This window comes from Bacillus sp. JJ1562, assembly GCF_036962705.1.
Lineage (GTDB): Bacteria > Bacillota > Bacilli > Bacillales > Bacillaceae_L > Ferdinandcohnia.
Genome location: NZ_JBALOQ010000018.1, coordinates 53,094 through 77,002, shown reverse-complemented (window position 1 = coordinate 77,002; position 23,909 = coordinate 53,094). Strand labels below are relative to the sequence as shown.

Annotated in this window: 28 protein-coding genes; 20 read left to right on the top strand and 8 right to left on the bottom strand. The window is 38.3% G+C overall.

Annotated elements, in window-relative coordinates; all coding sequences use genetic code 11:
- The first annotated feature begins 94 nt into the window (after window positions 1–94).
- The 4 genes from V7097_RS12345 to V7097_RS12330 all read left to right on the top strand — a co-directional run bounded on the left by V7097_RS12345 (window position 95) and on the right by V7097_RS12330 (window position 3,993).
- Complete coding sequence (locus V7097_RS12345) at window positions 95–976, top strand: LysR family transcriptional regulator (protein ID WP_335703923.1); 882 nt, start codon at window positions 95–97, stop codon at window positions 974–976.
- A 208-nt stretch (window positions 977–1,184) separates the two neighbouring features.
- Window positions 1,185–1,694, top strand: coding sequence for a YfiT family bacillithiol transferase (locus V7097_RS12340; protein ID WP_335703922.1), 510 nt, complete (start codon window positions 1,185–1,187; stop codon window positions 1,692–1,694).
- A 386-nt stretch (window positions 1,695–2,080) separates the two neighbouring features.
- Window positions 2,081–2,788, top strand: a complete 708-nt coding sequence (locus tag V7097_RS12335; RefSeq protein ID WP_335703921.1) for a dihydropteridine reductase — start codon at window positions 2,081–2,083, stop codon at window positions 2,786–2,788.
- Between the two features lie 293 nt (window positions 2,789–3,081).
- Window positions 3,082–3,993, top strand: coding sequence for an MBL fold metallo-hydrolase (locus V7097_RS12330; RefSeq protein WP_335703920.1), 912 nt, complete (start codon window positions 3,082–3,084; stop codon window positions 3,991–3,993).
- A 99-nt stretch (window positions 3,994–4,092) separates the two neighbouring features.
- Here the strand turns inward: V7097_RS12330 and V7097_RS12325 are convergent, their stop codons facing one another.
- From V7097_RS12325 to V7097_RS12315, 3 genes are all read right to left on the bottom strand, one after another.
- Window positions 4,093–4,575, bottom strand: a complete 483-nt coding sequence (locus V7097_RS12325; RefSeq protein WP_335703919.1) for a nucleoside deaminase — start codon at window positions 4,573–4,575, stop codon at window positions 4,093–4,095.
- A gap of 146 nt (window positions 4,576–4,721) precedes the next feature.
- A complete protein-coding gene (locus V7097_RS12320; protein ID WP_335703918.1) occupies window positions 4,722–6,515 on the bottom strand; it encodes a dihydroorotate dehydrogenase in 1,794 nt (597 codons plus the stop codon).
- Window positions 6,516–6,614: 99 nt separating this feature from the next.
- Complete coding sequence (locus tag V7097_RS12315; RefSeq protein WP_335703917.1) at window positions 6,615–6,818, bottom strand: CDGSH iron-sulfur domain-containing protein; 204 nt, start codon at window positions 6,816–6,818, stop codon at window positions 6,615–6,617.
- A gap of 157 nt (window positions 6,819–6,975) precedes the next feature.
- Here V7097_RS12315 and V7097_RS12310 point away from each other — a divergent pair, with 157 nt between their 5' ends.
- Together V7097_RS12310 and V7097_RS12305 are read left to right on the top strand one after the other, a co-directional pair.
- Window positions 6,976–7,320: an iron-sulfur cluster biosynthesis family protein gene (locus V7097_RS12310; protein ID WP_335703916.1), complete on the top strand. Its 345-nt coding sequence runs from the start codon at window positions 6,976–6,978 to the stop codon at window positions 7,318–7,320.
- Window positions 7,304–7,546, top strand: coding sequence for a DUF2552 family protein (locus V7097_RS12305; protein WP_335703915.1), 243 nt, complete (start codon window positions 7,304–7,306; stop codon window positions 7,544–7,546). The genes V7097_RS12310 and V7097_RS12305 overlap by 17 nt, the downstream gene beginning before the upstream one ends.
- Before the next feature lie 15 nt (window positions 7,547–7,561).
- Here V7097_RS12305 and V7097_RS12300 read toward each other — a convergent pair whose 3' ends face one another.
- From V7097_RS12300 to V7097_RS12290, 3 genes are all read right to left on the bottom strand, one after another.
- Complete coding sequence (locus V7097_RS12300; protein WP_335703999.1) at window positions 7,562–8,470, bottom strand: alpha/beta hydrolase; 909 nt, start codon at window positions 8,468–8,470, stop codon at window positions 7,562–7,564.
- A 122-nt stretch (window positions 8,471–8,592) separates the two neighbouring features.
- Window positions 8,593–8,721 carry a hypothetical protein gene (locus V7097_RS12295; RefSeq protein WP_257215705.1) on the bottom strand — a complete coding sequence of 43 codons (129 nt, stop codon included), beginning with the start codon at window positions 8,719–8,721 and terminating at the stop codon, window positions 8,593–8,595.
- A 62-nt stretch (window positions 8,722–8,783) separates the two neighbouring features.
- Window positions 8,784–9,677, bottom strand: a complete 894-nt coding sequence (locus tag V7097_RS12290) for a hydroxymethylglutaryl-CoA lyase (protein ID WP_335703914.1) — start codon at window positions 9,675–9,677, stop codon at window positions 8,784–8,786.
- A gap of 165 nt (window positions 9,678–9,842) precedes the next feature.
- Here V7097_RS12290 and V7097_RS12285 point away from each other — a divergent pair, with 165 nt between their 5' ends.
- From V7097_RS12285 to V7097_RS12270, 4 genes are all read left to right on the top strand, one after another.
- Window positions 9,843–11,030 (top strand): acetyl-CoA C-acetyltransferase, encoded by a 1,188-nt coding sequence (locus V7097_RS12285; RefSeq protein WP_335703913.1) that lies wholly within the window; start codon window positions 9,843–9,845, stop codon window positions 11,028–11,030.
- 12 nt (window positions 11,031–11,042) lie between these two features.
- Complete coding sequence (locus tag V7097_RS12280) at window positions 11,043–11,732, top strand: CoA transferase subunit A (RefSeq protein ID WP_335703912.1); 690 nt, start codon at window positions 11,043–11,045, stop codon at window positions 11,730–11,732.
- A gap of 14 nt (window positions 11,733–11,746) precedes the next feature.
- Entirely contained in the window at window positions 11,747–12,403 is a 657-nt protein-coding gene (locus tag V7097_RS12275) for a 3-oxoacid CoA-transferase subunit B (protein WP_335703911.1), read from the top strand.
- An 87-nt stretch (window positions 12,404–12,490) separates the two neighbouring features.
- Complete coding sequence (locus tag V7097_RS12270) at window positions 12,491–12,739, top strand: YqkE family protein (RefSeq protein ID WP_335703910.1); 249 nt, start codon at window positions 12,491–12,493, stop codon at window positions 12,737–12,739.
- Between the two features lie 262 nt (window positions 12,740–13,001).
- On the opposite strand, the gene V7097_RS12265 is transcribed toward V7097_RS12270, so the two are convergent.
- Together V7097_RS12265 and mciZ are read right to left on the bottom strand one after the other, a co-directional pair.
- Window positions 13,002–13,925 carry an aldo/keto reductase gene (locus tag V7097_RS12265; protein ID WP_335703909.1) on the bottom strand — a complete coding sequence of 308 codons (924 nt, stop codon included), beginning with the start codon at window positions 13,923–13,925 and terminating at the stop codon, window positions 13,002–13,004.
- A 307-nt stretch (window positions 13,926–14,232) separates the two neighbouring features.
- Window positions 14,233–14,376, bottom strand: a complete 144-nt coding sequence (mciZ, locus tag V7097_RS12260) for a Z-ring formation inhibitor MciZ (protein WP_335703908.1) — start codon at window positions 14,374–14,376, stop codon at window positions 14,233–14,235.
- 91 nt (window positions 14,377–14,467) lie between these two features.
- Between mciZ and V7097_RS12255 the strand changes: the two genes are divergently transcribed.
- The 10 genes from V7097_RS12255 to V7097_RS12210 all read left to right on the top strand — a co-directional run bounded on the left by V7097_RS12255 (window position 14,468) and on the right by V7097_RS12210 (window position 23,779).
- Window positions 14,468–15,019 carry an NUDIX hydrolase gene (locus V7097_RS12255; RefSeq protein ID WP_335703907.1) on the top strand — a complete coding sequence of 184 codons (552 nt, stop codon included), beginning with the start codon at window positions 14,468–14,470 and terminating at the stop codon, window positions 15,017–15,019.
- A 6-nt stretch (window positions 15,020–15,025) separates the two neighbouring features.
- The gene (locus V7097_RS12250) at window positions 15,026–16,195 is read left to right on the top strand and encodes an endonuclease Q family protein (RefSeq protein WP_335703906.1); all 1,170 of its coding nucleotides are present in this window, start codon (window positions 15,026–15,028) and stop codon (window positions 16,193–16,195) included.
- Between the two features lie 119 nt (window positions 16,196–16,314).
- Complete coding sequence (gene spoIIM, locus V7097_RS12245) at window positions 16,315–16,962, top strand: stage II sporulation protein M (RefSeq protein ID WP_335703905.1); 648 nt, start codon at window positions 16,315–16,317, stop codon at window positions 16,960–16,962.
- Between the two features lie 114 nt (window positions 16,963–17,076).
- A complete protein-coding gene (fur, locus tag V7097_RS12240; RefSeq protein WP_335703904.1) occupies window positions 17,077–17,547 on the top strand; it encodes a ferric iron uptake transcriptional regulator in 471 nt (156 codons plus the stop codon).
- Window positions 17,548–17,697: 150 nt separating this feature from the next.
- Complete coding sequence (locus V7097_RS12235) at window positions 17,698–17,925, top strand: YqzK family protein (protein WP_335703903.1); 228 nt, start codon at window positions 17,698–17,700, stop codon at window positions 17,923–17,925.
- Between the two features lie 6 nt (window positions 17,926–17,931).
- Window positions 17,932–18,822, top strand: a complete 891-nt coding sequence (xerD, locus tag V7097_RS12230) for a site-specific tyrosine recombinase XerD (protein ID WP_335703902.1) — start codon at window positions 17,932–17,934, stop codon at window positions 18,820–18,822.
- A gap of 226 nt (window positions 18,823–19,048) precedes the next feature.
- Window positions 19,049–20,242 carry a phosphopentomutase gene (gene deoB, locus V7097_RS12225; protein WP_335703901.1) on the top strand — a complete coding sequence of 398 codons (1,194 nt, stop codon included), beginning with the start codon at window positions 19,049–19,051 and terminating at the stop codon, window positions 20,240–20,242.
- A 2-nt stretch (window positions 20,243–20,244) separates the two neighbouring features.
- On the top strand, window positions 20,245–21,057 hold the full coding sequence (locus tag V7097_RS12220) for a purine-nucleoside phosphorylase (protein WP_335703900.1): 813 nt from the start codon (window positions 20,245–20,247) through the stop codon (window positions 21,055–21,057).
- Window positions 21,058–21,093: 36 nt separating this feature from the next.
- Window positions 21,094–22,395: a pyrimidine-nucleoside phosphorylase gene (locus V7097_RS12215; RefSeq protein ID WP_335703899.1), complete on the top strand. Its 1,302-nt coding sequence runs from the start codon at window positions 21,094–21,096 to the stop codon at window positions 22,393–22,395.
- 220 nt (window positions 22,396–22,615) lie between these two features.
- Window positions 22,616–23,779 (top strand): D-alanyl-D-alanine carboxypeptidase family protein, encoded by a 1,164-nt coding sequence (locus V7097_RS12210; RefSeq protein WP_335703898.1) that lies wholly within the window; start codon window positions 22,616–22,618, stop codon window positions 23,777–23,779.
- Window positions 23,780–23,909 lie beyond the last annotated feature (130 nt).

Below are 23,909 nucleotides of genomic sequence, written 5' to 3'. Positions count from 1 at the left end.
CCTTTTCTTTAGTATAGTGTTGTTATATGATTATATAAATTGAATGTTTTGTATTGAATCAATTAACTTTTTTAATTAAATATGGAGGGGTTTTGTGGAGTTTCAGTGGTTGAAAACATTTATTGTAGCAGCGGAAACAACTAATTTTCGACAAGCATCGGAAAAACTAATCATTTCTCAACCAAGTGTGACCGTCCATATCCGACTATTAGAGGAATATCTTGGTGCGAAGCTTTTTGATCGAATTAATAATCGTGTTACATTGACCGATACTGGCAAACTATTTTATAAAGAGGCAAAGCAACTCGTCGAACAAATGGAAATAAGCGTAAATAGGATTCATACATATGCACAAGGATTTCGTAAAAACTGGACCATTGCTATATCACCACTTATGGCAGAGACGATATTACCATATATTTTACGAACGTTTATGGAGAGTCATCCAGAAGTTGAAATCAGCATCCGAGTGGAAGAATCCGATAGTATTGAACAACTCGTCGATAATGGAGACGTGCATCTGGGAATTTCAGCACTAGATGCTAAATTTAAGAATATCGAGTCGATCCGAATGTACGAAGACCCAATTCTTTTCGTCATTTCACCTGATACATATGATGAAGAAAGTGGACCGCCAATTGACGCATCGGAAGTATTACAGAAAGATTATGTATTTACTCATCATCATCCAGTATATTGGGATAACTTGCTTAATAAGCTGAACAAACACGTAAATCATATCCGAACGATGAAGGTTACACAAGCACACATTGTAAAGCGGTTCATTCAGGAAGGCCTTGGCGTATCGTTCTTACCTCACTCAATTGTTAAACGTGAGTTAATAGAGGGAAGACTAATGCAACCATATTTCGACCTCTTCAAACTTCCTACTGTTTCAACGTATATTCTTGTAAAAAAGAAAGGGGAACTTGAGGAAGAATTCATTCATTTGATCTCCCAATATTATTTTGGATAATAAAGGACTTGCCAAAAAAAAGAAAATACTTGCAAAGTACGACTACGTAAAATCGGACTTTTACGTAATACTATTATTTCTAATTCAGCTAAAAAGCCATTTTCTTATATAACACGTAATAAGAGAATTAGAAAATTTGTTAAAATATAAGAGGATTATGAAATAATAAATAAGTGAAAAAATAATGATTAGGAAAAGGGGATTGAAAATGGATGTAAGATATCCAATTGGGAGATTACAGGTTCCTGAAAAAGTAACATTAGAAAATATTCAAGAATCGCTAAAAGAAATTGAAACTTACACGAGTCGATTAAGGGAAACGGTTGATTCATTAAGGGATGAGGAATTAAGCAGAACATATCGTGATGGTAGCTGGACAGTTCGTCAACTTGTTCATCACATTGCAGATTCTCAATTGAACATGTATCAACGTTTGAAACTGGCTTTAACAGATGAGAATCCAACAGTACCAGCTTTTGATGAAGAAAAGTGGGCTATTCAACCAGATACAAAGCTTCCTATAGAAAGTTCTATTAAAATGCTAGAAGGTATAAATGAGCGCATCGTGTCTTTAGGATATAGTTTTACTGAAGAGCAATTAGATCGAGTTTTTACTCACCAGAAAAATGGTAAAATAACAGTTGCGACAAAAGTTACAAAATTAGCTTGGCACGAAGAGCACCACTTAGCCCATATAAAAATCGCATTATCAAAATAATACAATATGTATGGAATTGGCTTAACAAAGTTCGATAAGGCGGTTTACTTTATAGAGATTAAATTGCGGAACTATCGTAATTTAGTCTCTATTTGTATAGTCGATAAGTTTTTCTCCACAAGCACACATCGTATCCAATATGGTTTTTAGGCTGCAACCATATTCACTTAATTATATTCCACTATTGGTGGGACTTCTTTATAAAAATTCTACAAATAACTCTATCAGACTCTAATTCTCTCAAAAAAGTGCGTACTTGTTACTAAGAACCATTATTTAAATCATATATATTATCTGAAATAATTAATCTTGTTAATTGAGAATTATTATCACTTGTTATATACTAAGTAGTAACAATCCATATAATGGAGTGAGGAGAATATACAATGCAAATATACTGGACTAAAATAAATAAGATTATTGAGGAAACTCCTGAGGTTAAAACGTACCTGCTCGACTGTCCTGAAGACTTTACATGGGAAGAAGGGTCCCACACCCACTTCGGACTGGAAGGATTCAATGCAGGGGATAAACCAAACAAGAGCCTGGTTCGCCATATGTCAATCTCTACTTTACCGCACGAAAATGCAATCGGTATAACAACACGCATCAGAGAGCAGTGCTCTGAGTTTAAATCAATTTTAAGAAATCTTGAAGTCGGCGATGAAGTTGCAATATTTAAAACTCATTCGAATGTACCGCTTAAAAGAGAAGACAAAAATGTTTACCTGCTGTCATCAGGTGTTGGCCTGGCAACTTTCAGACCTCTTGTACTTGATTATTTCAAACGTCCTGACAACGTCAATCAAATGCATTCCCTGAACATCGATTCATCAAAAAATTTCTTATTCACTAATCTTTTTAAATCCGCACCTGACAAGAAGTTCACGGCACAGTTCGTCGATAACCGTAAAGACTATTATGAAGAAGTGAAAAATCTTGCTGCAGACAAGGATGGACTCTACTATGTTGTTGGCAGCGACGAATTCCTTAAGCAGAACATTGAAGTCTTGCGTGAGCAGGGCATCAAGCCAGAACAGATTATGCTCGATAAGCGTGAGCAACAACTGCCTGAGTTTTTATTATTTGATTAACAATGTAAGCGAGATAAAATCTTCAGATAAGGCTTAGAGAAATTTTCTTCTCTAAGCCTTTTTGCATGGCTTCTCAATGATTGAAATCAAAATTTGTAATAATACACTTGGTATTAAGTATATAAAACCGCTATCATAAAGGGAGAATGAATGGTTTATTTAAGTGGAGGTTAGTTGCCTTATAATTCAAACGAAAAAACAGTCTATAGTTTATGGAAAAGTTTATCTCCTGAACTCAACATGTAGAAAGGACTGGGACAACGGACCTGTCCCTCTGTCCCATAGGTGTGGTTATGAAGACAAGGTATGGTAATTTGAATGATGTGTCGAATAAGAAAACGTTTCGGGATATGAGAAAGTGGCAGAAGGAAAGACGAAGTAAAGTGAAGGATTTAACGGAAAATATACCGCAATGTCCTCAAAAAAGGATCCAAGAAATTAAGGAGAATAGAAGCCGAACTTCATATACCTGGATTGGTCATTCCACCTTTTTGCTTCAACTTGACGGACTAAATATACTTACTGATCCCGTATGGGCGAAACGAATGGGTTTTCAAAAGCGGTTAACTGAACCGGGAATTCCGTTGGAAGATTTGCCGGAAATCGATGTTGTGGTCGTTTCACATGGTCATTATGACCATCTTGATTTTCCAACGTTGAAAAATTTAAAAGGAAATCCGTCCTATTTTGTTCCCATAGGGTTGAAGTCTCTTTTTCGAAAAAAAGGGTATCAAAATGTAAGTGAAATGAGCTGGTGGGAATCGCTAGAATACGAAGGGATCAAAATTCACTTTGTCCCAGCTCAGCACTGGACAAGAAGGTCGCTTAACGATATGAATACTTCCCATTGGGGTGGGTGGATATTACAAACTACTAGTGAAACGTTTTATTTTGTCGGGGATACAGGCTTTTTCTCTGGGTTTAAGGAAATAGCTGCACGTTTTATGATTGATGTCGTTTTTATGCCAATTGGCGCCTATGAACCGGAATGGTTTATGGCAGACTCGCATATTTCACCTGAAGATAGTGTGAAGGCATTTATCGAACTAGGAGCGAAGCTGTTTGTTCCCATGCATTATGGTGCTTATCGATTGGCAGATGACACAGGGCCTGAAGCCTTAGAGCGTTTACTACGAGAATGGGAAAAACGCCAACTATCGAAGGAACAATTAAAAGTTTTATCAATAGGGGAAACCGTGATTTAAATAAATTGAAAATAGGGTTTTAGATCTGCCTCCCACAACACTATCTCGGCCAAGTTAGTGTTGTGGGAGGCAGACTTTTAAAAATTTGGTGTGATATGTTTAGCGTTTCTTTGCATGAAACTGATGATGGAGCCTGCGAACTTGCTCCGCCAGTTCAGGAACAGGCCCATCTATTATGGCATCACGAATAACATCTTGAATGGGAAGATTTCGAACGCGCGATGGAGTAACCCCCATTTCACTCAACCATTGTACCAGCTGTTCGGATGAACTTGCATAAACAATCCGCCCTAAACCAACCCAACCGTGGGCTGCAGCACACATAGGACAATGTTCGCCAGAGGTATATACTGTTGCCTTGCTTCTATCTTCAAGTGTCATATTACTGACTGCCCATCGTGCTATAGCAAATTCGGGGTGTTGGGTATGGTCGCCGCCTGCCACATGGTTATGATCTTTAAAAAGCACATTTCCATCGGCTGAAACAAGGACTGAACCAAATGGCTCGTCCCCTTTCTCAAGGGCAGTTTTTGCTAATTCAACGCAACGTCGCAGGTGCTTCAAATCTAAATCACTTATCATAATTGTATCCTCCTCGTCCTTTTTTATTTTCCGTAAACGGAAGGACTAATCTTAGTCGATCAAATTCATAGTTGTTTAGCAAATTAAATAACTTGCTTTTAAAAACTGAATATTTTCTTCATTTTGATATTTTGCTAAATTGTTTGTTAAATATCCTTCCCCATATGAAAAAATCGGTACGTCATAATAAGTCCGATGAAAAATAAACTAAGAGCGAAATAAGCGGGAAGCAGATGGATAAAGGTTGTATATCCAATTGCGAAATGGATCCATATTCCCGCAAAAAAGGCAGGAAATCCCCCAATTAGCAAAGTCCACCAAACCCATTTATTCCCTTGCAGAAATCCCCAAAGAGAAATCGTTAGTACTAAAAATCCAACACTAAGAAGAGCACTTCCAAAACCTGCACGGTCATGAGCAATGACTGAAATCAAATTATCATTAAATAAATCTAGCATTTCAGGTGGCATACAAATATATAGAATATCAGTTGGCACAAACACATTGGTTATCCCGATAAATGAGATCACAATACCGCCCAACACAAATGAAAATCCAAGAATGACAAAGGCTAATTGTCCTATTAAACTTTGTTTCCAAACCAGATGATTACGGATATTAAGCGATGTTGGTGTCCCTTTAAGCTGTCTTGTTTTAATAAAACCAGTGATATAGATTGGGAGTAAAATGAGCCAAAAAACCAGGTGAAGCCAATCAAAATATCCATATCCAATGAATAAGAAAATCCCTAAAAACCCAAGAATGGCACCAATGTCAATCGATTGTTTAGCCCAAAGAATATGCTTGCGAACCCCGTATCGTGCTAACGCCATATAGACGATTCCACCAGAAATCATCGTCCCAGCGAGTGTCATTCGATCATGAGCCATAAAGTAAAGAACCCGTTCATTAAACAAGAGAATTTCTTCTCTTTGCATTCCAAGAAACTGCTCATCATAAGGAAGAATAATAGTCGTCAGGCTAAAAAGAACCGCAATAACCCCACCTATAAAGATGGATAATCCAAAGAGCCAATACCAAATCCAAGCAGGGTGGAGTGGAGGCTCTGGCTGCAATTGGTGTAAAAGGGATTCATTAATCCGTTTCGTAAGGCCGGGACCAGAAAAAACATAGCCCTCTGAAATCAAAACAAGGTTAGCACCCGCATCGAACAGTGCTAACGCATCAGCTGGTTCATAGATGCCACCGACCGTAATGATAGGGAGGGTAAAACCGTGAGTCTTTAAATAGTGAATCGAATCTAGCAATTCTCTTAGATAAATGTCATCCAACGTCCCAATCGGTTTCTCCATCACAATTCCTGAAAAAGTAGACTGGATACTAAATAGCGACAAATCTCTTACCTTATCAACTGCAACAGACAGATATACAGGATGGTCAGTATTCCAACTAAGATTAGGAACCGAAGTAACAAACGCTGCCACATATGGCTCTAACCTAGTGATTACATGCTGTTGCTCCTCACTTGTTCCACCTAATCTTGCCCAAACAGGCTGTTTAGGATTCCACTTATTAAGCTTTTGGATCGTTTTATCAATTCCGATTGATTCATAGTTTGCGAAAAAATCAATTTGCTGTTTTTGCCAATCCACGATTGGAAGTGAAGGGTCCTTTGTTGGCTCTTTTGTCACGGGGCCAATTTCGATAAGACCAAATCCAAGATTCGAAAAAGCATTTGAACCAGTTAAAAGCGGATCAATTTTTCCGGAAAGTCCAATTGGATTAGGATAGGTTACGCCATGAATTTCTTTTTTTACAAGTTCAGAAGATTCCTCTCTACCTAGAAAATGAATGAAGTGATGTCCTCCCGGGATGGAGGCGATCAGATTCATTCCCCGGTGGATAAACTCCCGAGATTGATAGGGAGAAAGGCGAGATAAAATAGGTTTAAAGAGTCCGTGATACGACCAATCAGGCATGTTTCATCCTCCGCGATAGGCTTTTATCCGTATTGTATCATAATTGGCAATCTTCATAACAAAAAACCGAACGCTACTTGAGCATCCGGTATTGAACTACTATTCTCTTGGAGCGCGTACGACTGATTCGAAATGACCTTTATGAGAACCGTCACAAAAAGGTTTATTATTGGACCTACCGCATCTGCATAATGAAAAGGTTTGTTTTGTTGGGAACTTATTCCCTTCCGCGTCGACCAAATCAACATCGCCTGTAATACGTAATGAACCATTATCATTTACCTTGATGGTTATCTTTGACATCTCTGAATCCCCCTTAGAGTAATCATATTATTATTGATAATAAGGTAATCTTTACTAAAAACCAAATACTTGCAAAGCAGTGAGTCAGTGTAATGATATGAAGAAGGGAACGAAATATGTTAAAATAATCATACCATGAAAGAAAGAGGAGAACTAGATGAACGTCACATTTACAGAACGTGCGATTGGAAAACTAAACACACAAATTAAAAATAAAGATAATAAATTAAAACTAAAATATGAAACAGAAGGCTGCGGCTGTGTGATGAGTGGGGTTACGGCATTATGGCTAGTAGACTCTGGGGACGAGGATGATCTAACCCTCGAAACAAATTACCAACCATTATTAGTAGAAAAATCTAAAATGGTGTTCTTAGATGAAAATATGACAGTGGATTTTGTTGAACAGGCAAATTGCTATATGTTAAAGAGCCCAAATGAGATTCTAAATCCACGTTTGCGGCTAGTAGAAGTGAGTGGTGTACATGAGTTCCAAGCTTAAAACAATACGAAATATTGCAGAAGATAAAACATGGGTTTCCTTTTTACATGACAACCATCCATATAGCCTCTTGCACTGGTCCGTTGCAGGGGCAAACCATGAACAAAAGGATGTATGGTTGCTTCAGGATGAGGTAACCTTTGAGGTTCAGGAATTTGAAACGATTGAACTTGCATTAGCTTGGATAGATGAGAACTTAACAGACATTACAGATGTACTTGGGTAAGGGACGAAAAACAAATCAGTCCCTTACATATTTGTCTAAGAAATCATCAATCACTTTTTCATAGGCATCCTTGTTATCAGCAAAGGAATAAGCATGTTTGCCTTTTTCAGCAATCAGCATCTGTTTTGGTCCTTCCTTCATTTTATAAAGCTCCATTGTCATTTCTGGCAAAATATAATCATCCTTAGCACTATGAATAAATAAAACTGGATTTTTGATATTTTGAATCACGGAAACGGGGGAAACATCCTTGATACTATATCCATCCCGAAGCTTAAGAAAGACATTTGCAAAAGGAAGAACAAGTGGGGAAGGGATTTTATAATCAACCTTTAAAAGATATTTCAGCTGTGCTTCAAAATCGGAAAACGGACAGTCTACAATATAAAAATTTGCTCCGTCCTCAATCATTCCAGCGTATAGTAGAGTCGTCACAGCACCCATCGATTCCCCATGAATACCAATAGTACTGTCACTTCCATATTTTTCTTTCACCCAGGAAACAACTGATTCAAGATCGAATTTTTCATAGTGCCCATAGCTTGTCGTCTTTCCTCCGGTTTCTCCATGGCGGCGATGATCATATATAAGGACATTCCAATCACGCCCCAAGAAAAGCTTCATGTATTTAATAGAATTTAGTTTATTTTGGGTCACACCGTGAGAGATAATAATAAATCGTTTTTTATCCGATCCTTTTACAAGCCAGCCTTTAATTGTGTATCCAAATTTAGATGGAATGGATACATCCTCCTTATTTAGAGACTCAACCTCATCTAACGTAAGGCGACCCTCCCTTGATTCACGTTCAAGAATTTCATCATCGGTTTTCTTTTTCATAAACATGACAATGTTTGTAAAAATCATTCCAATTGTGGCTATATAGCCGATGAGAATTCCAAGGAATATAAAGCTTTTTTTCATTCTTTTCATGGAAAAACGTTCCTCCTAAAAATGTCTATTACAACTGATGTTGATTTAATTTTACCATTTTGCACCAAGATAGCATATGAAAAACCGTACCTGATATTGGTACGGTTTCCTTCTTATTGCTCTGAATTTTGACGGTTAGTAGGGTGAATGGCTTTTTCCATTTCTTCAGCAGCCATTGTATTGTTTGTCGTATCAGCATTTGGTTTGCCTTTTTGAGAACGACCTTTGTCACGTTTTGCCAATGATAACAACTCCATTTCCTTAAAATCATGGATAGGATGTGGAGTTTTCAAAGAAAATATTCTTATTTTGCTGATTGTAACCGGTAAAATTTGCTTTCAATGGGCCGGGTAAGGTGAGGTTTAATGACATCAACAGCCTCTACAAGCTTTGAAAGATCGATCCCTGTTGGTATCCCCATTTTCTCAATCATATACACAACATCCTCGGTAGCAACATTACCAGTCGCACCAGGAGCAAACGGGCAACCACCTAGACCACCTGCAGATGTGTCAAAACGATCAATTCCGGCTTGAAGTGCAGCTAACACATTTGCTAGCGCCATACCTCGCGTGTCATGAAAATGAGCGGTCAACAAGGTGTTTGGCAGCTCTTTTTTTAGTTTTGAAAAAAGGGTGAAAACCTCTTTTGGATTTGCTTTTCCAATTGTGTCGGCAATACTTAATTCATCAACACCATACTGAACAAATGTTGAGCATAGACGAAGTACATCTTCTTCATCTACTTTTCCTTCATACGGACAGTGGAAGGATGTAGATACACATGCACGAACAAAATATCCTTTTTCTTTTAATTCATGAATAAGAGGTTTTAGTTCCGCCATACTTTCAGCAGTCGTTTTATTGATATTTTTTTTATTAAAGCTTTCACTGACCCCAACAAAAACGGCAACAGCTTTACAATTTGTGCCGTAAAGCCTTTCAATTCCTTTCCGATTTGGAGCCAAAACAATATTCCTGGTACCATCTATACAGGATGTAATGATTTCTTCAGCATCCTTCATCTGAGGAACCCATTTTGGCGAAACAAATGAAGTAAGCTCCATTTCTTGAAGGCTCGCCATTTTTAATTTTTTTATAAAATCAATCTTCACCTCAGTTGGGATTAGGCTTTTCTCATTTTGCAGCCCATCCCTTGGCCCCACTTCAATAATCGTGACTTGCTTAGGTAATTGCATCGACACCCCTCCAGCAAAACATAGTATTATCTCTTATTCTAGTGGAGCTCTTTTCTAAAAATCAAGAATAATAGGAATTTAGACAAATTAAGAGGTATTTCGTAAAAAGTCTAGAAATATATATGGTATTGGAGACAAAGCGTAAACGTAAAAGGAGATGTTGAAATGAATAATGATGTTGTAATTGTAAGCGCTATTAGGACGGCGATTGGTAGTTTTGGAGGGAGTTTGCAGTCTGTTCCAGCTCCGGAACTTGGCGCAGTCGTTATTAAAGGGGCTTTAGAAAAGGCAGGAGTGGATCCAAAGCTTGTGGATGAAGTTATCATGGGGAATGTTTTGCAGGCAGGTTTGGGACAAAATCCTGCAAGACAGGCAGCTATAAAAGCTGGATTATTACAGGAAACTCCAGCGATAACAATAAATAAGGTATGTGGTTCAGGATTAAAAGCAGTACACTTAGCAACACAGGCGATCATCGCTGGAGATGCTGACGTAATTGTAGCTGGTGGAATGGAAAATATGAGCCAGGCTCCATATCTTTTAAAGGGTGCGCGAAATGGATTTAAAATGGGCGACCAAAAGATGATTGATAGCATGATTTCAGATGGTTTATGGTGTGCATTTAATGACTATCATATGGGAATTACAGCTGAAAATTTATGCGATAAATATGAGATTACGAGAGAAGAACAGGACCGTTTTTCAGCACGTAGTCAGGAAAGGGCGATTGCGGCAATTGAAGCAGGTAAATTCAAAGAGGAAATTGTGCCTGTCGTCATTCCACAACGAAAAAAAGAAAGCATTGTCTTTGATACAGATGAATACCCTAAAGCAGGCACAAGTGTTGAAAAACTTGGTGGCTTGCGTCCAGCATTCAAGAAGGATGGGTCAGTTACTGCAGGTAATTCCTCTGGAATAAATGATGGAGCCGCTGCATTTGTTGTGATGAGTAAAAAGAAGGCGGATGAGCTTGGCATTAAAGGATTAGTTACAATTAAGGCTAATGGAAATGCAGGTGTAGACCCAAGCATTATGGGAATTGGACCAGTTGCAGCTGTACAAAAAGCAATGAAACGGTGCGGATTAAGTATCAATGATATGAATTTAATTGAAGCAAATGAAGCATTTGCCGCACAGTCAATTGCTGTTGACCGTGAGCTTCATTTTAACCATGATATTTTAAATGTGAATGGTGGCGCAATTGCATTGGGTCATCCAATTGGTGCAAGTGGGGCAAGAATTTTGGTTACTCTTATTCATGAGCTAAAGCGTCGTAATGAACGCTACGGATTAGCGACCTTATGTATTGGCGGAGGTCAAGGTGTAGCGACAATTGTTGAAAATATCGAGTAGCGGGGTGTATAAATGAAACAAATATATTCCTCATTTCAGGAAGCGGTAAATGAAATCAATGACGGTTCCACGATTATGGTTGGTGGATTTGGCTTATGTGGTATCCCAGAAAATTTAATTTTAGCATTAGCTGAGTCTGGGGCGAAAGATCTAACCGTTATTTCGAATAACTGTGGCGTTGATGATTGGGGACTCGGTTTACTTTTACAAAACAAACAAATTTCTAAAATGATTGGTTCGTATGTTGGGGAAAACAAGGAATTCGAACGACAAGCTTTGTCCGGTGAACTTGAGGTTGAACTTGTTCCCCAAGGGACATTGGCGGAAAAAATTAGAGCAGGGGGAGCTGGGATTCCAGCGTTTTACACACCTGCAGGAGTCGGAACCCCAATAGCTGAAGGAAAAGAAACCCGCGTATTTAACGGAAAGGAATATGTGCTAGAAGAAGCATTTGTGGCTGACTTTAGCTTGGTCCGCGCTGAAAAGGCTGATAAGATGGGAAATTTGATCTATAACAAGACGGCCCGTAATTTTAACCCAATGATTGCGGCTGCAGGAAAGGTCACGATTGCTGAGGTAGAAGAACTCTATGAAATTGGCGATCTTGCCCCAAATATGATTCATACACCAAGTATCTATGTCCAAGGATTAATAGTAGGAGAACAAAAGAAGCGGATTGAACGTTTGACATTATCTAAATAAGAGGGGAGAAGGCTATGACAAATACGCGCGAAAAGATTGCAAAAAGGGCTGAAAAAGAAATTGAAAATGGCTTTTATGTAAATCTTGGCATTGGAATGCCAACCCTTGTTGCAAATTATATTTCTTCTAATAAACAAGTTGTTCTCCAATCAGAGAATGGGTTGCTTGGGATTGGTCCATACCCAACAGAAGCAAATGTTGATCCGGACTTAATTAATGCCGGAAAAGAGACAGTCACAGCGATTCCGGGAGCAGCATATTTTGACAGTGCTGAATCATTTGCGATGATCCGTGGTGGACATATCAATATTGCGATTCTTGGTGGAATGGAAGTTTCAGAATCAGGTGATCTTGCAAACTGGATGATTCCAGGAAAAATGATTAAGGGAATGGGCGGAGCGATGGACCTCGTTCATGGTGCAAGGAAAATCATTGTGATTATGGATCATGTCAATAAAAAAGGGGAAGCGAAAATCTTAACAAAATGTACTCTACCTTTAACCGGAAAGGGAGTCGTAAATCGAATTATTACCGATCGTGCTGTAATTGATGTTACAGACAACGGTTTAAAATTAGTAGAGGTGGCGAAAGGATTTACAGTTGGGGATATAATAACTTCAACTGAGCCAAAGCTTCTTATTGATAATGACGTTATACTTGAAGCATACTAGGAGCAACTTTGGCGAATAACCACCAAGCGGTTATTCGCTTTTTTTGATATAATAAGAGTGAAATGGTCGACGTATGGAGGGAATACTATGGCTAAAAAGAAACAAAAGCCATCTGCTAAAAAGCAGAAAGATGAAAAGCTAAGCCTTGGAGATTTACTGAATGAGGATATTGTTTCTAAGCTAAAAAATACACAACAGCAGCTAAAAGAAGAGGCACAAAAAAAGCAAGAAGAAGAGCAAGAAAGACAAAAAGAGGAACGAAGACTACGAGAAAAAAATAAGTCATTTGAGGAGCTGTTGAACGATAGTAGCCTCAAATGGTCAGATTTCAAATAATACCAAAACCCCACAGTATTCTTCTGTGGGGTTAATTTATAGAATTATCCCGCATTAACGGGCAGTAAGATCCCCACTTCAAAACTTCGAAGTAGCAAGAAGAATAGTAAGTGGGGAATCAACTGCCCGTAAAAGCCCAATAAAAGGAACAAAGACTAAGTACGCCACTTCCTGTGGCAACGTCTTTGTGACCCACATCATGTGGGCCTCAACTAACCATCAGTAGGGGATGAAGAACCACCCTATTGATGGAAGTTTCACTTTATCGATGCGAAGTGTAAGCCGAAGCCTTTGAAAGTTTTCTGATTTTCTGAATTTCTTCTACTGTTAATGGCTTTGCATTTGCAGCTTCAACATTTTTTATAATTTGTTGGGTGGAACTTGCACCGGTTACGACGGAAGCAACAGCATCCTCAAATAAACAATATTGCAGTGCAACTTCTGTTAATGGTCTACTACCTAACACATCTGTCTTTATGTTAGCAATCAGAGCATCAATCTCCTCAAAGGAATAATCAAGATATCCATTTTGTTTCATACTTTGACTAGCGTCTTCAATTGATCGATTTGTGAGTATGCCTTTAGCAACTGGTCCACGTGCAACGACACTTACCTCATGTTCATTTAAAAAGGATAGCATTTGCTCCTCTGGGCGACGATCTAAAATGCTGTATTGCATCATTACGCTTATGATAGAAGATTTCTTTACAAATTCTCGTATCACATTTGGACGGATAGACGAGATTCCATAATAACGAATGACACCTTCTTGTTTTAACTCCTCGAACGCTTCAATCGTTTCGTCGATATGATCTTCAATTGTCCCCCCGTGCAGCTGGTAGAGATCAATATAATCGGTTTGTAAGCGCCGTAGACTTTCCTTAACAGCGGATTTTATGTATTTTTTTGATGGATCCCAGGACCAGCCTTCTTTTCCTTGTTCAAATCGGTTTCCAACTTTAGTGGCTAAAATAATATCTTGTCTTTTAGATTTCAAGGCTTTTCCAACGAACTCTTCATTTAGACCTTGATCGTATAAATCGGCAGTATCGAAATAATTGATTCCCATATCCAGAGCGGTATCAATGACTTGTAATGCTTTTTTTTCATCCGTACCGATGGACATGCAGCCTAGTCCAATTTTGCTCACAATTAAATCAGAAGAACCGATTTTTCTTTTATCCATACTATCCCCTCCAGAATTTGTAATTGTATCTAGTCACATTTTAGCCTTTTCATGATAGAACCACAAATGATTTGAAGGGGTAGTCAAGTGAGTTTATCCCGCATTATCGGGCAGTAACATCCCCACTTTAAAACTTTAGTGAAAACGAAGAGGTTTAAGTGGGGATAACAGCCTGTAAAAGCCCGATAAGAAGAACAAAGACTAAGTACACCACGTCCTGTGCAACGTCCTTGTGACCCACATCATGTGGGCCTCAACTAACAATCAGTGAGGGATGAGGAAAACCCCCACTGATTGAAGTTTCACTTTATCTTTTCTCCTGTTTCAGCTTTCCTTGATTGATCCACTCCTGGACGGTTTGATAGGAACGGCTATATTCCTTCAGCTTTACACGGATTTCCCATGCCTTTCCGACTAACGTTACCCGATTTTCACCAATCACAATTTTCATTGTAAACCTCCTTGGGGGTTATAAAAAATGAAAAGAACTATGCTAAAATGTATGAAGTACTTAGATTTAGTAGAACAAGGAGCTGGCTATAATGGATCATTTACTAGAAAAGACAATTAGTAGGGAAGTCCTTTTTGAGGGAAAGGTTATAGATTTACATATAGAAGAGGTTGAATTGCCAAATGGACATACTAGTAGACGAGAGCTTATCAAACATCCCGGTGCTGTTGCCGTTCTTGCATTAACTGATGATAAGAAGATTGTGATGGTGAAACAGTACCGAAAAGCTTTGGAGAAAGTAATTGTTGAGATTCCTGCTGGTAAACTTGAAAAAGGAGAGGCACCAGAAGGCACTGCAAAACGAGAACTAGAAGAAGAAACAGGTTATGATTGTGAAACATTAACACCGCTTATTTCTTTTTACACATCACCGGGTTTTGCAGATGAATTAGTTCATCTTTTTATCGCAAAGGGTTTAAAAAAGATTGAAAATCCAGCCGGTTTGGATGAGGATGAATTTGTCGATGTGCTTGAGGTTACATTGGACGAAGCACTTAAATTGATTAAGGAAAAGAAAATATTTGATGCAAAAACGGCTTATGCGGTACAGTATTTACAACTACAACAAGCATTAGGAGAATAAGCCACAATGAACAATTACTATGTTGACCTACATATCCATATTGGAAGAACAAACTCGGGAAGACCGGTAAAAATCACAGGTGCCAAATCACTTACAATTGGAAATATCCTGCAGGAGTCCACTGAAATTAAAGGAATGGACATGATTGGTGTAATTGATTGTCATGTTCCGGAAGTCATCAGGGAGCTTGAGGCATTAATCGAAATCGGAGAGGTGTATCCCTATGAAGAGGGGGGATTGCGTTTTAAAAATGTCACTCTCCTAATCGGAAGTGAACTTGAAATCTATGATGAAAACTGCAAAGGACCTATCCATGTCCTTGCTTTTTTACCTACGATCGAAAAAATGAAACTATTCTCCACATGGTTATCCGAACGAATGAAAAATATTACATTGAGTTCGCAAAGAATCTATGTGAGTGGAAGAGAGCTACAAAGAAAAGTTAAAGAGTTATCCGGTATTTTTATTCCTGCACACGTCTTCACTCCCTACAAAAGTATGTACGGTCGCGGTGTGAAAAAATCTTTAACTGAAGTATTTGATGAAGATTTAATTGATGCAATTGAACTTGGGTTGAGTTCGAATACAAATATGGCTGACCAAATAAAAGAATTGCATTCATTTACTTTTGTTTCAAATTCAGATGCACATTCTCTTCCAAAAATTGCTAGGGAATATCAAATTATGAAATTGCAAGAGCCTACCTTTGAAGAACTTAGACTTGCACTCCATCAAAAAGATGGCAGGGAAGTTGTCGCAAATTACGGGTTAGATCCTCTTTTAGGAAAATATCATAAAACAACCTGTGAGAAATGTTTAACAATCATCGAGGATGTTATGGCAGAGGCTTGTCCTAGCTGTGGGCATTCAGGATATGTAAAAGGTGTTTTTGATAGGCTGCAGGAGTTAAAAAACACGGATGAGCCAAATCCAAATCGTCCGCCATATGTGCACCAAATTCCGCTTGAATTTATTCCTGGGCTAGGGCCGAAAACTTTACAAAAATTATGGGATTATTTTAAAACAGAAATGGCTATTCTTCATAAAATACCTGAAGAGGAACTTAGACGTGTGGTGAAAGATCAAATCGTCGACATCATCATTCAAGCCCGCCACGGAAAACTCCGCCTAAAATCCGGAGGTGGTGGTAAATACGGAAAAGTAGACTCCAAATAAAAGGAGTCTCTTCTCTACGTAATGAATGTCCGAATTAATAGAATTAGTTTTGGCAAATTGTCATAGAAATCTATTTGTCCTCATAGAATCTACTAGAAGATTGATAGGAGGAACGATAGATGAGAAAGCAACAGCCATATAAAACAATCGTAGCTAACCATTTTTGTGAACATTCATCCATATATTTATTTATTTCCGTATTATTCCTAATGGGTGTCATTTTTGGAGCAATCGTCGTAAACAGCCTAAATCCCAGTCAAAAAGAAGACCTCTTTTTCTATTTAAGTCGATTTTTTGGAGAGGTAGCTGAAGGAACCTACGCGAACTCAACCGATATTTTCAAACAGAGCATACTTCATAATCTTAAATATGTCGGACTCATGTGGATTTTAGGAATCTCCATCATCGGGCTGCCGATAATCTTAATTCTTTTATTCCTAAAAGGGGTTGTTGTCGGATTTACGGTTGGTTTTCTCGTCAATCAAATGGGCTGGAGTGGGTTTCTTTTATCATTTGTTTCTGTACTTCCGCAAAATCTATTAATCATTCCAACATTCATCATAGTCGGTACAGTTGCTGTTGCATTCTCAATGAAAATGATTCGACAGCAATTTATGAAACGAATGAACGAACCAATTTTACAGTTATTGACACGATATTCGCTGTTGATGGTTGCTGTAAGTTTCGTGATCTTAATGGCTTCAGCTGTGGAGGCATTCGCTTCTCCTGTCCTGATGAAAGAAATAATTGATGTGGTTAATAAATAAGAATAGTTATTAGATAATAAGAATTATTTTCTGTTATTTATAATTATTTTATTTGGACAGTGTCCCTTCTTCTGGTATAATAATGAAGTAACGGCGAGGGAGGGAAAGTTTTACATGGAAAATCGAATCGATCGTATAAAAAAACAGTTGCATTCGTCAAGTTATAAGCTTACACCACAGCGTGAGGCGACCGTTCGGGTACTGCTTGAACATGAAGAGGATCATTTAAGTGCCGAAGATGTCTACCTCCTTGTAAAAGAAAAGTCGCCAGAAATCGGCTTAGCAACTGTCTATCGGACACTTGAATTACTTACCGAATTAAAGATCGTTGATAAAATAAATTTCGGAGATGGTGTATCCAGATATGACCTTCGCCAAGAAGGTGCAGCACATTTTCATCATCATCTCGTATGTATCGAATGTGGTGCAGTCGATGAAATTCAAGAGGATTTACTTGAGGATGTCGAAGAAATCGTTGAAAAAAATTGGAATTTTATTATAAAAGACCATCGTTTAACTTTCCATGGAATTTGTCATCGTTGTCGTGATAAAGAGGTAAAAGAGGAAACAGAACATCTTAAATAAACTGCCCTTTTTCTTTCGAGAAAAGGGTTTTTTCATTTTCATAATCTAATAGGATGGAAAAGAATTCGCGGAAATTGGGATAAGCGTGTATAAAACCATGTAAATTTGGCATATCTTCTAATATCAATGGATTTTTTGGAGGATTACTAGATGAGACAATGGTTTCGAATTGTATATGACACATTAAAGGTTTTCGTACTGTTTACTGGATGCACGATATTATTTTATTATGGTATTATATGGGTTAATGAGGAATATCAAAATTACCACAAATATGACGAGCCGGAAGGATCCTCAGTGAAGGCTACCTCGATGATTGAAGAAAAGGAGGAAGGCCTGTTAGATAGATTATTGTTTTTTTACCGAAATGGGGAGTAGAGACCAGTGGAAGATCAGGTGAAGGATTATTTGCATTACTTAGTTGTTGAAAGAAGACTTGCTAACAATACTGTGAAGTCCTATGAACGGGATCTTAAAAAATATTTTCAATATGTCACAAAGGTTGAAAATATTTCATCCTTTAATGATGTGAACCGATTGCAAGTGATTCATTTTTTGAAATATTTAAAGGAACAAGGAAATTCATCAAGAACATTGGCTAGACATATAGCATCAATACGATCTTTTCATAAGTTTTTGTTTCGTGAAAAAGTAACCGATCATGATCCAACTGAACAGATTGAAACGCCACAATCAGAGCGTACACTTCCGAAGGTATTAAATCTTTCAGAAGTAGAAGCATTGTTAGATGCACCAAAATTGGACAATCCGCTTGGTATACGTGACAAAGCAATGCTTGAGCTTTTATATGCAACAGGCCTTCGGGTGAGTGAACTCATAAATTTAAATATGGCGGATATCCATTTATCGATGGGATTTATCAGATGTCTTGGAAAAGGAAATAAGGAGCGCATTGTTCCACTTGGAAGTGTAGCAACGAAGGCACTACAGGCATATTTAGACCATGGTCGTGGTCAACTAGTCAAGCAAAAGAAAACAGACGCTTTTTTTGTGAATCATCATGGGAATCGCATGACAAGACAAGGATTCTGGAAAAATCTAAAGAAAATTACCAAAGACGCTCGTATTGAAAAGGAGTTAACCCCACATACGCTTCGTCATTCATTTGCGACACATCTTTTAGAGAATGGAGCTGACCTTCGAGCAGTGCAGGAAATGCTTGGTCACGCTGACATTTCAACGACACAAATTTATACGCATGTTACAAAAACACGTCTAAAGGATGTCTACAAAACCTATCATCCTCGGGCCTAATATTCATTAATAGTATGCTAGACAAATACGTCTGGCTTTTTTTCGTCAAACAATGTTAACACTTTTTTCTAAAACTCTCTTAATCTACTTGAAATGACGAACACTCACATTTATACTCAAAGATGTCAGACTTCTGACGATTATAGAAATATGAAAAATTGAGTAAGTTGCAACTAGAAGGGGAAAATACATCGTAGAAAGCATAGAATATTTGGGAGGGAATTACATGTCTGCGTATACATATAAACGAATTTTCCTAATTGTCCTGGACTCTGTTGGAATTGGAGAAGCACCAGACGCGAAAAAATTTGGTGATGAAGGCTCTGATACTTTAGGGCATATCGCGGAGGAAATGAATGGCCTACATATGCCGAACATGGCAAAGCTCGGCTTAAGCAACATTCGTGAAATTAAGGGAATTCCTGTTCAAAATCAACCACTTGCTTACTATACGAAAATGCAAGAGGCTTCAAATGGTAAAGATACGATGACAGGACATTGGGAAATTATGGGCTTACATATTGAAACACCATTTCAGGTATTTCCAGATGGATTTCCAAAGGAATTATTAAATGAGCTTGAAAAACGGACTGGACGTGGAGTTTTAGGGAATAAGCCAGCATCCGGAACCGCCATTATTGAAGAGCTCGGCGAAGAGCACATGAAAACAGGAAAATTGATTATCTACACTTCTGCAGATTCAGTTTTACAAATCGCAGCACACGAGGAAATTGTTCCATTAGATGAGCTTTATAAAATTTGTGAAATTGCCCGTGAATTAACTCTTGATGAAAAGTATATGGTTGGACGTGTCATTGCCCGTCCATTTATTGGGGAACCAGACAATTTCGCAAGAACATCAAACAGACATGACTATGCATTAAAACCATTTGAGCGAACAGTGATGAATGAATTAAGTGATAAAGGTTATGATGTTATCGCAATCGGAAAAATTTCAGATATTTATGATGGTGAGGGAGTTACACAAGCACTACGTACTAAGTCAAATATGGATGGAATGGATAAGTTAGTTCAGACCCTTAATATGGATTTTACAGGCTTAAGCTTTTTAAATTTAGTTGATTTTGATGCTTTATTTGGACACCGTCGTGATCCAATAGGCTACGGAAATGCATTAGAGGAGTATGATGCGCGTTTACCGGAAGTGTTTGAAAAATTAACAGATGACGATTTAGTAATCATTACAGCAGACCACGGAAATGATCCGATTCATCCTGGAACAGATCATACACGTGAATTTGTTCCTTTGTTGATTTATAACAAAAAAATTGATGGTGGTAAGGAATTACCATTACGAACAACTTTTGCTGATATTGGTGCAACTGTAGCTGATAATTTTAATGTAACATTACCTAAACATGGAAAGAGCTTTCTTTCAGAGATTAACGGGGGAATATAGGAATGGATCAAACAATCATTGAAAAAGCAGCACAATTTTTAAAGGATAAAAGCAGGGAAGTACCGGAAATCGGTTTGATTTTGGGTTCAGGATTGGGTGTTTTGGCAGATGAAATTGAAAATCCAATCAAAGTACCATATGACCAAATTCCAGAGTTTCCAGTGTCAACCGTGGAAGGTCACGCTGGGCAATTAGTTTTCGGTAAATTGCAAGGGAAATCAGTTGTTGCTATGCAGGGACGTTTTCACTTTTATGAGGGATACAGCCTTGATAAGGTTACATTCCCTGTTCGTGTAATGAAAGAACTTGGTGTCACGTCTTTAGTAGTTACAAATGCAGCGGGTGGTGTGAATGAATCATTCCAACCAGGCGATCTAATGATTATCACAGATCATCTTAATTTCGGGCAAAACCCACTAATTGGGCCAAATGATTCGAATCTTGGAGCAAGGTTTCCGGATATGTCAGAAGCATATACAAAAGAACTCCGTAACCTTGCAATGGAGGTAGCGAATGAATTGAATATTGCGATACAAGAAGGGGTTTATGTCGGGATGACAGGACCATCTTATGAAACACCAGCAGAAATAAAAATGCTACGAACATTAGGAGGTGACGCCGTTGGAATGTCAACTGTTCCAGAGGTGATTGTTGCCCGACATGCTAAATTAAAGGTCCTTGGTATATCTTGTATCTCAAATATGGCAGCAGGAATTTTAGACCAGCCGCTTACCCATGATGAAGTAATTGAAACTACTGAAAAAGTAAAAACAGAATTTTTATCACTTGTTAAACAAATTGTAAAGAAAATGTAGGTCACACATACCAACAGTTGGAAAAAGGTGAAAAATATGAGAATGGTTGATTTAATCGAAAAAAAGCGGGATGGAATGGAATTAACATCAGAGGAAATTTCATTTGCTGTAGAAGGGTATACAAAAGGTGAAATACCTGACTATCAAATGAGTGCTTTTACAATGGCAGTTTTCTTTAAGGGAATGACGAAACAGGAACAAGCTGATTTTACAATGGCAATGGTTCATTCTGGAGACACGATTGACCTATCAGGAATTGAAGGAATAAAGGTGGATAAACATAGTACAGGTGGAGTTGGTGATACAACCACATTGGTGCTTGCTCCTTTAGTTGCATCAGTCGGGGTACCAGTTGCAAAGATGTCAGGGCGTGGGCTTGGTCACACTGGTGGAACGATTGATAAGCTCGAATCCGTTTCGGGCTTCCATGTTGAAATTACTAACGAAGAGTTTATTCATCTCGTCAATCAAAATAAGGTTGCTGTCATTGGACAAAGTGGGAATCTAACCCCTGCAGATAAGAAACTTTATGCGTTACGGGATGTCACAGCGACTGTTAACAGCATCCCATTAATTGCGAGTTCTATTATGAGTAAGAAAATTGCGGCAGGAGCAGATGCGATTGTTTTAGATGTAAAAACTGGCGCTGGTGCTTTTATGAAGGAAATAGATGATGCAAAAGAGCTAGCAAAGACTATGGTTGATATCGGAAATAATGTCGGCAGAAATACGATGGCCATCATTTCCGATATGAGTCAGCCACTCGGATTTGCTATTGGTAATGCACTAGAAGTAAAAGAGGCGATTGATACGTTAAAAGGTGAGGGTCCTGCTGATCTCGAGGAGCTCTGTCTTGTTTTAGGAAGTCAGATGGTATTACTAGCGAAAAAAGCTAATTCTCTTGAAGAAGCTAGAGGTCTGCTTGAGGAATCGATTAGAAGCGGGAAAGCATTAGACTCCTTTAAAACCTTTTTATCATCGCAGGGTGGAGATGCTTCTGTCGTGGATTCCCCTGAAAAGCTTCCAAAGGCAAAATATCAATTTGAATTTGAAGCCGAATCGGATGGATATGTTTCAGAGATCATTGCTGATTCATTCGGCACAGCAGCAATGCTTCTAGGTGCGGGAAGAGCAACAAAGGAATCGACAATTGATTTGGCCGTTGGCCTTGTGCTACGGAAAAAAATCGGTGATAAGGTTTCAAAGGGAGAAAGTCTTGTAACGATTCATAGTAATTTTGAAGATATTGTTGAAATCAAAAACAAGCTAGCTGAAAGTATTTCGGTTTCTCCAAATCCTGTAAAACCTACAACTTTAATCATCGATAAGATATCATAATTTACAATCCGGGGATAAAAATCCCCGGATTTTTTTTAGGTGTCTAGTTTTAGACTCAATCGGCTCTCTGGTCTAAGCTAATCACTTCGGAATAAGGTGCGCCTTCTGTCAGCGCTTGCCTAATGCTTGATGCCCAGCGCAGAGCACCTAAAACTTTTTTATGTATAATTTTTGTTTTGATGGAAAAAATGGGAAAGTATAAAGAATGGAGGGTTTGGAGATGAATCGCGTATATATTAGTCTGTTAATTTCAACAATCATGATTTTTACGTTTAGCCCTTTCGCTTCTGCACAGGAGTCAACTGTTGATTTAGCGAATAATGCAAAATCAGCAATTTTAATTGAACGTGATACAGGGAAGATTCTTTACGAAAAAAATAGTGATGAAAAGCTTCCACCGGCAAGCATGACGAAGATCATGACATTGCTATTAATCATGGAAGCGCTTGATAAAGGTAGTATCATCTATTCCGAGAAAGTTAGAACAAGTGAACATGCCGCATCAATGGGGGGATCACAAATATTCCTTGAGCCAGGCGAAGAAATGACAGTCGAAGAGATGTTAAAAGGTATTGCCATTGGTTCAGGAAATGATGCATCTGTTGCCATGGCAGAAAAAATAGCAGGTTCTGAAGAAGCATTCGTTGAAATGATGAATGAGAAGGTTAAAAAATTAGGCCTAAAGAATACACAATTTCAAAACCCAACGGGTCTTCCTGCGGAAAATCATTATAGCTCTGCCCATGACATGGCCATCATATCCAAGGAATTGCTGAAATATGAAGATATTACTAAATTCACCGGACAATATGAAGATTATTTACGTCAAAATTCCGATAATAAATTTTGGCTTGTAAATACAAATCGCCTTGTTAAATTTTATCCAGGTGTGGACGGGTTAAAAACTGGCTTTACAACAGAGGCAAAATATTGTTTAACAGCCACTGCCGAAAAAGAGGAAATGCGTTTAATATCTGTTATTTTTGGAGCACCAACTCCCAAGGATCGCAATGCGCAAGTAACCAAGATGCTTGACTATGGATTTAGTCAATATAAGACACACCCTTTATATGATCGAAATCAGGAAGTCGCTGAATCGAAGATAAGTAAGGGAAGTGAAAAGAAAATCAAGCTTGTCACATCTGAGCCTATTTCCCTTTTAACAAAAAAAGGTGAAAAAATTGATGATGTACAAGAAGAAGTGGTTGTAGCTGAAAAGTTAAAGGCACCGATTAAAAAAGGTGATGAGATCGGAAAACTCGTGATTAAGAAAGATGGAAAGGTTTTAAGTGAAAGCCCACTAGTAGCAGAAAAAGATATTGATGCTTCCAGCTGGTGGAATTTATTTAAGCGTACAATGGGCACTTTTAATAAAACTCCATAAATTTATACCTAGTTCTCGATGTCTAGCTCCAGGCGCCATCGGCTTTCTGGTATAGCTAATCGCTTTGGAAGGTAAAATGCACCTTCTGTCAGCGCTTATCTTATGCTTGTCGCCGATGGACGGGCGCCTT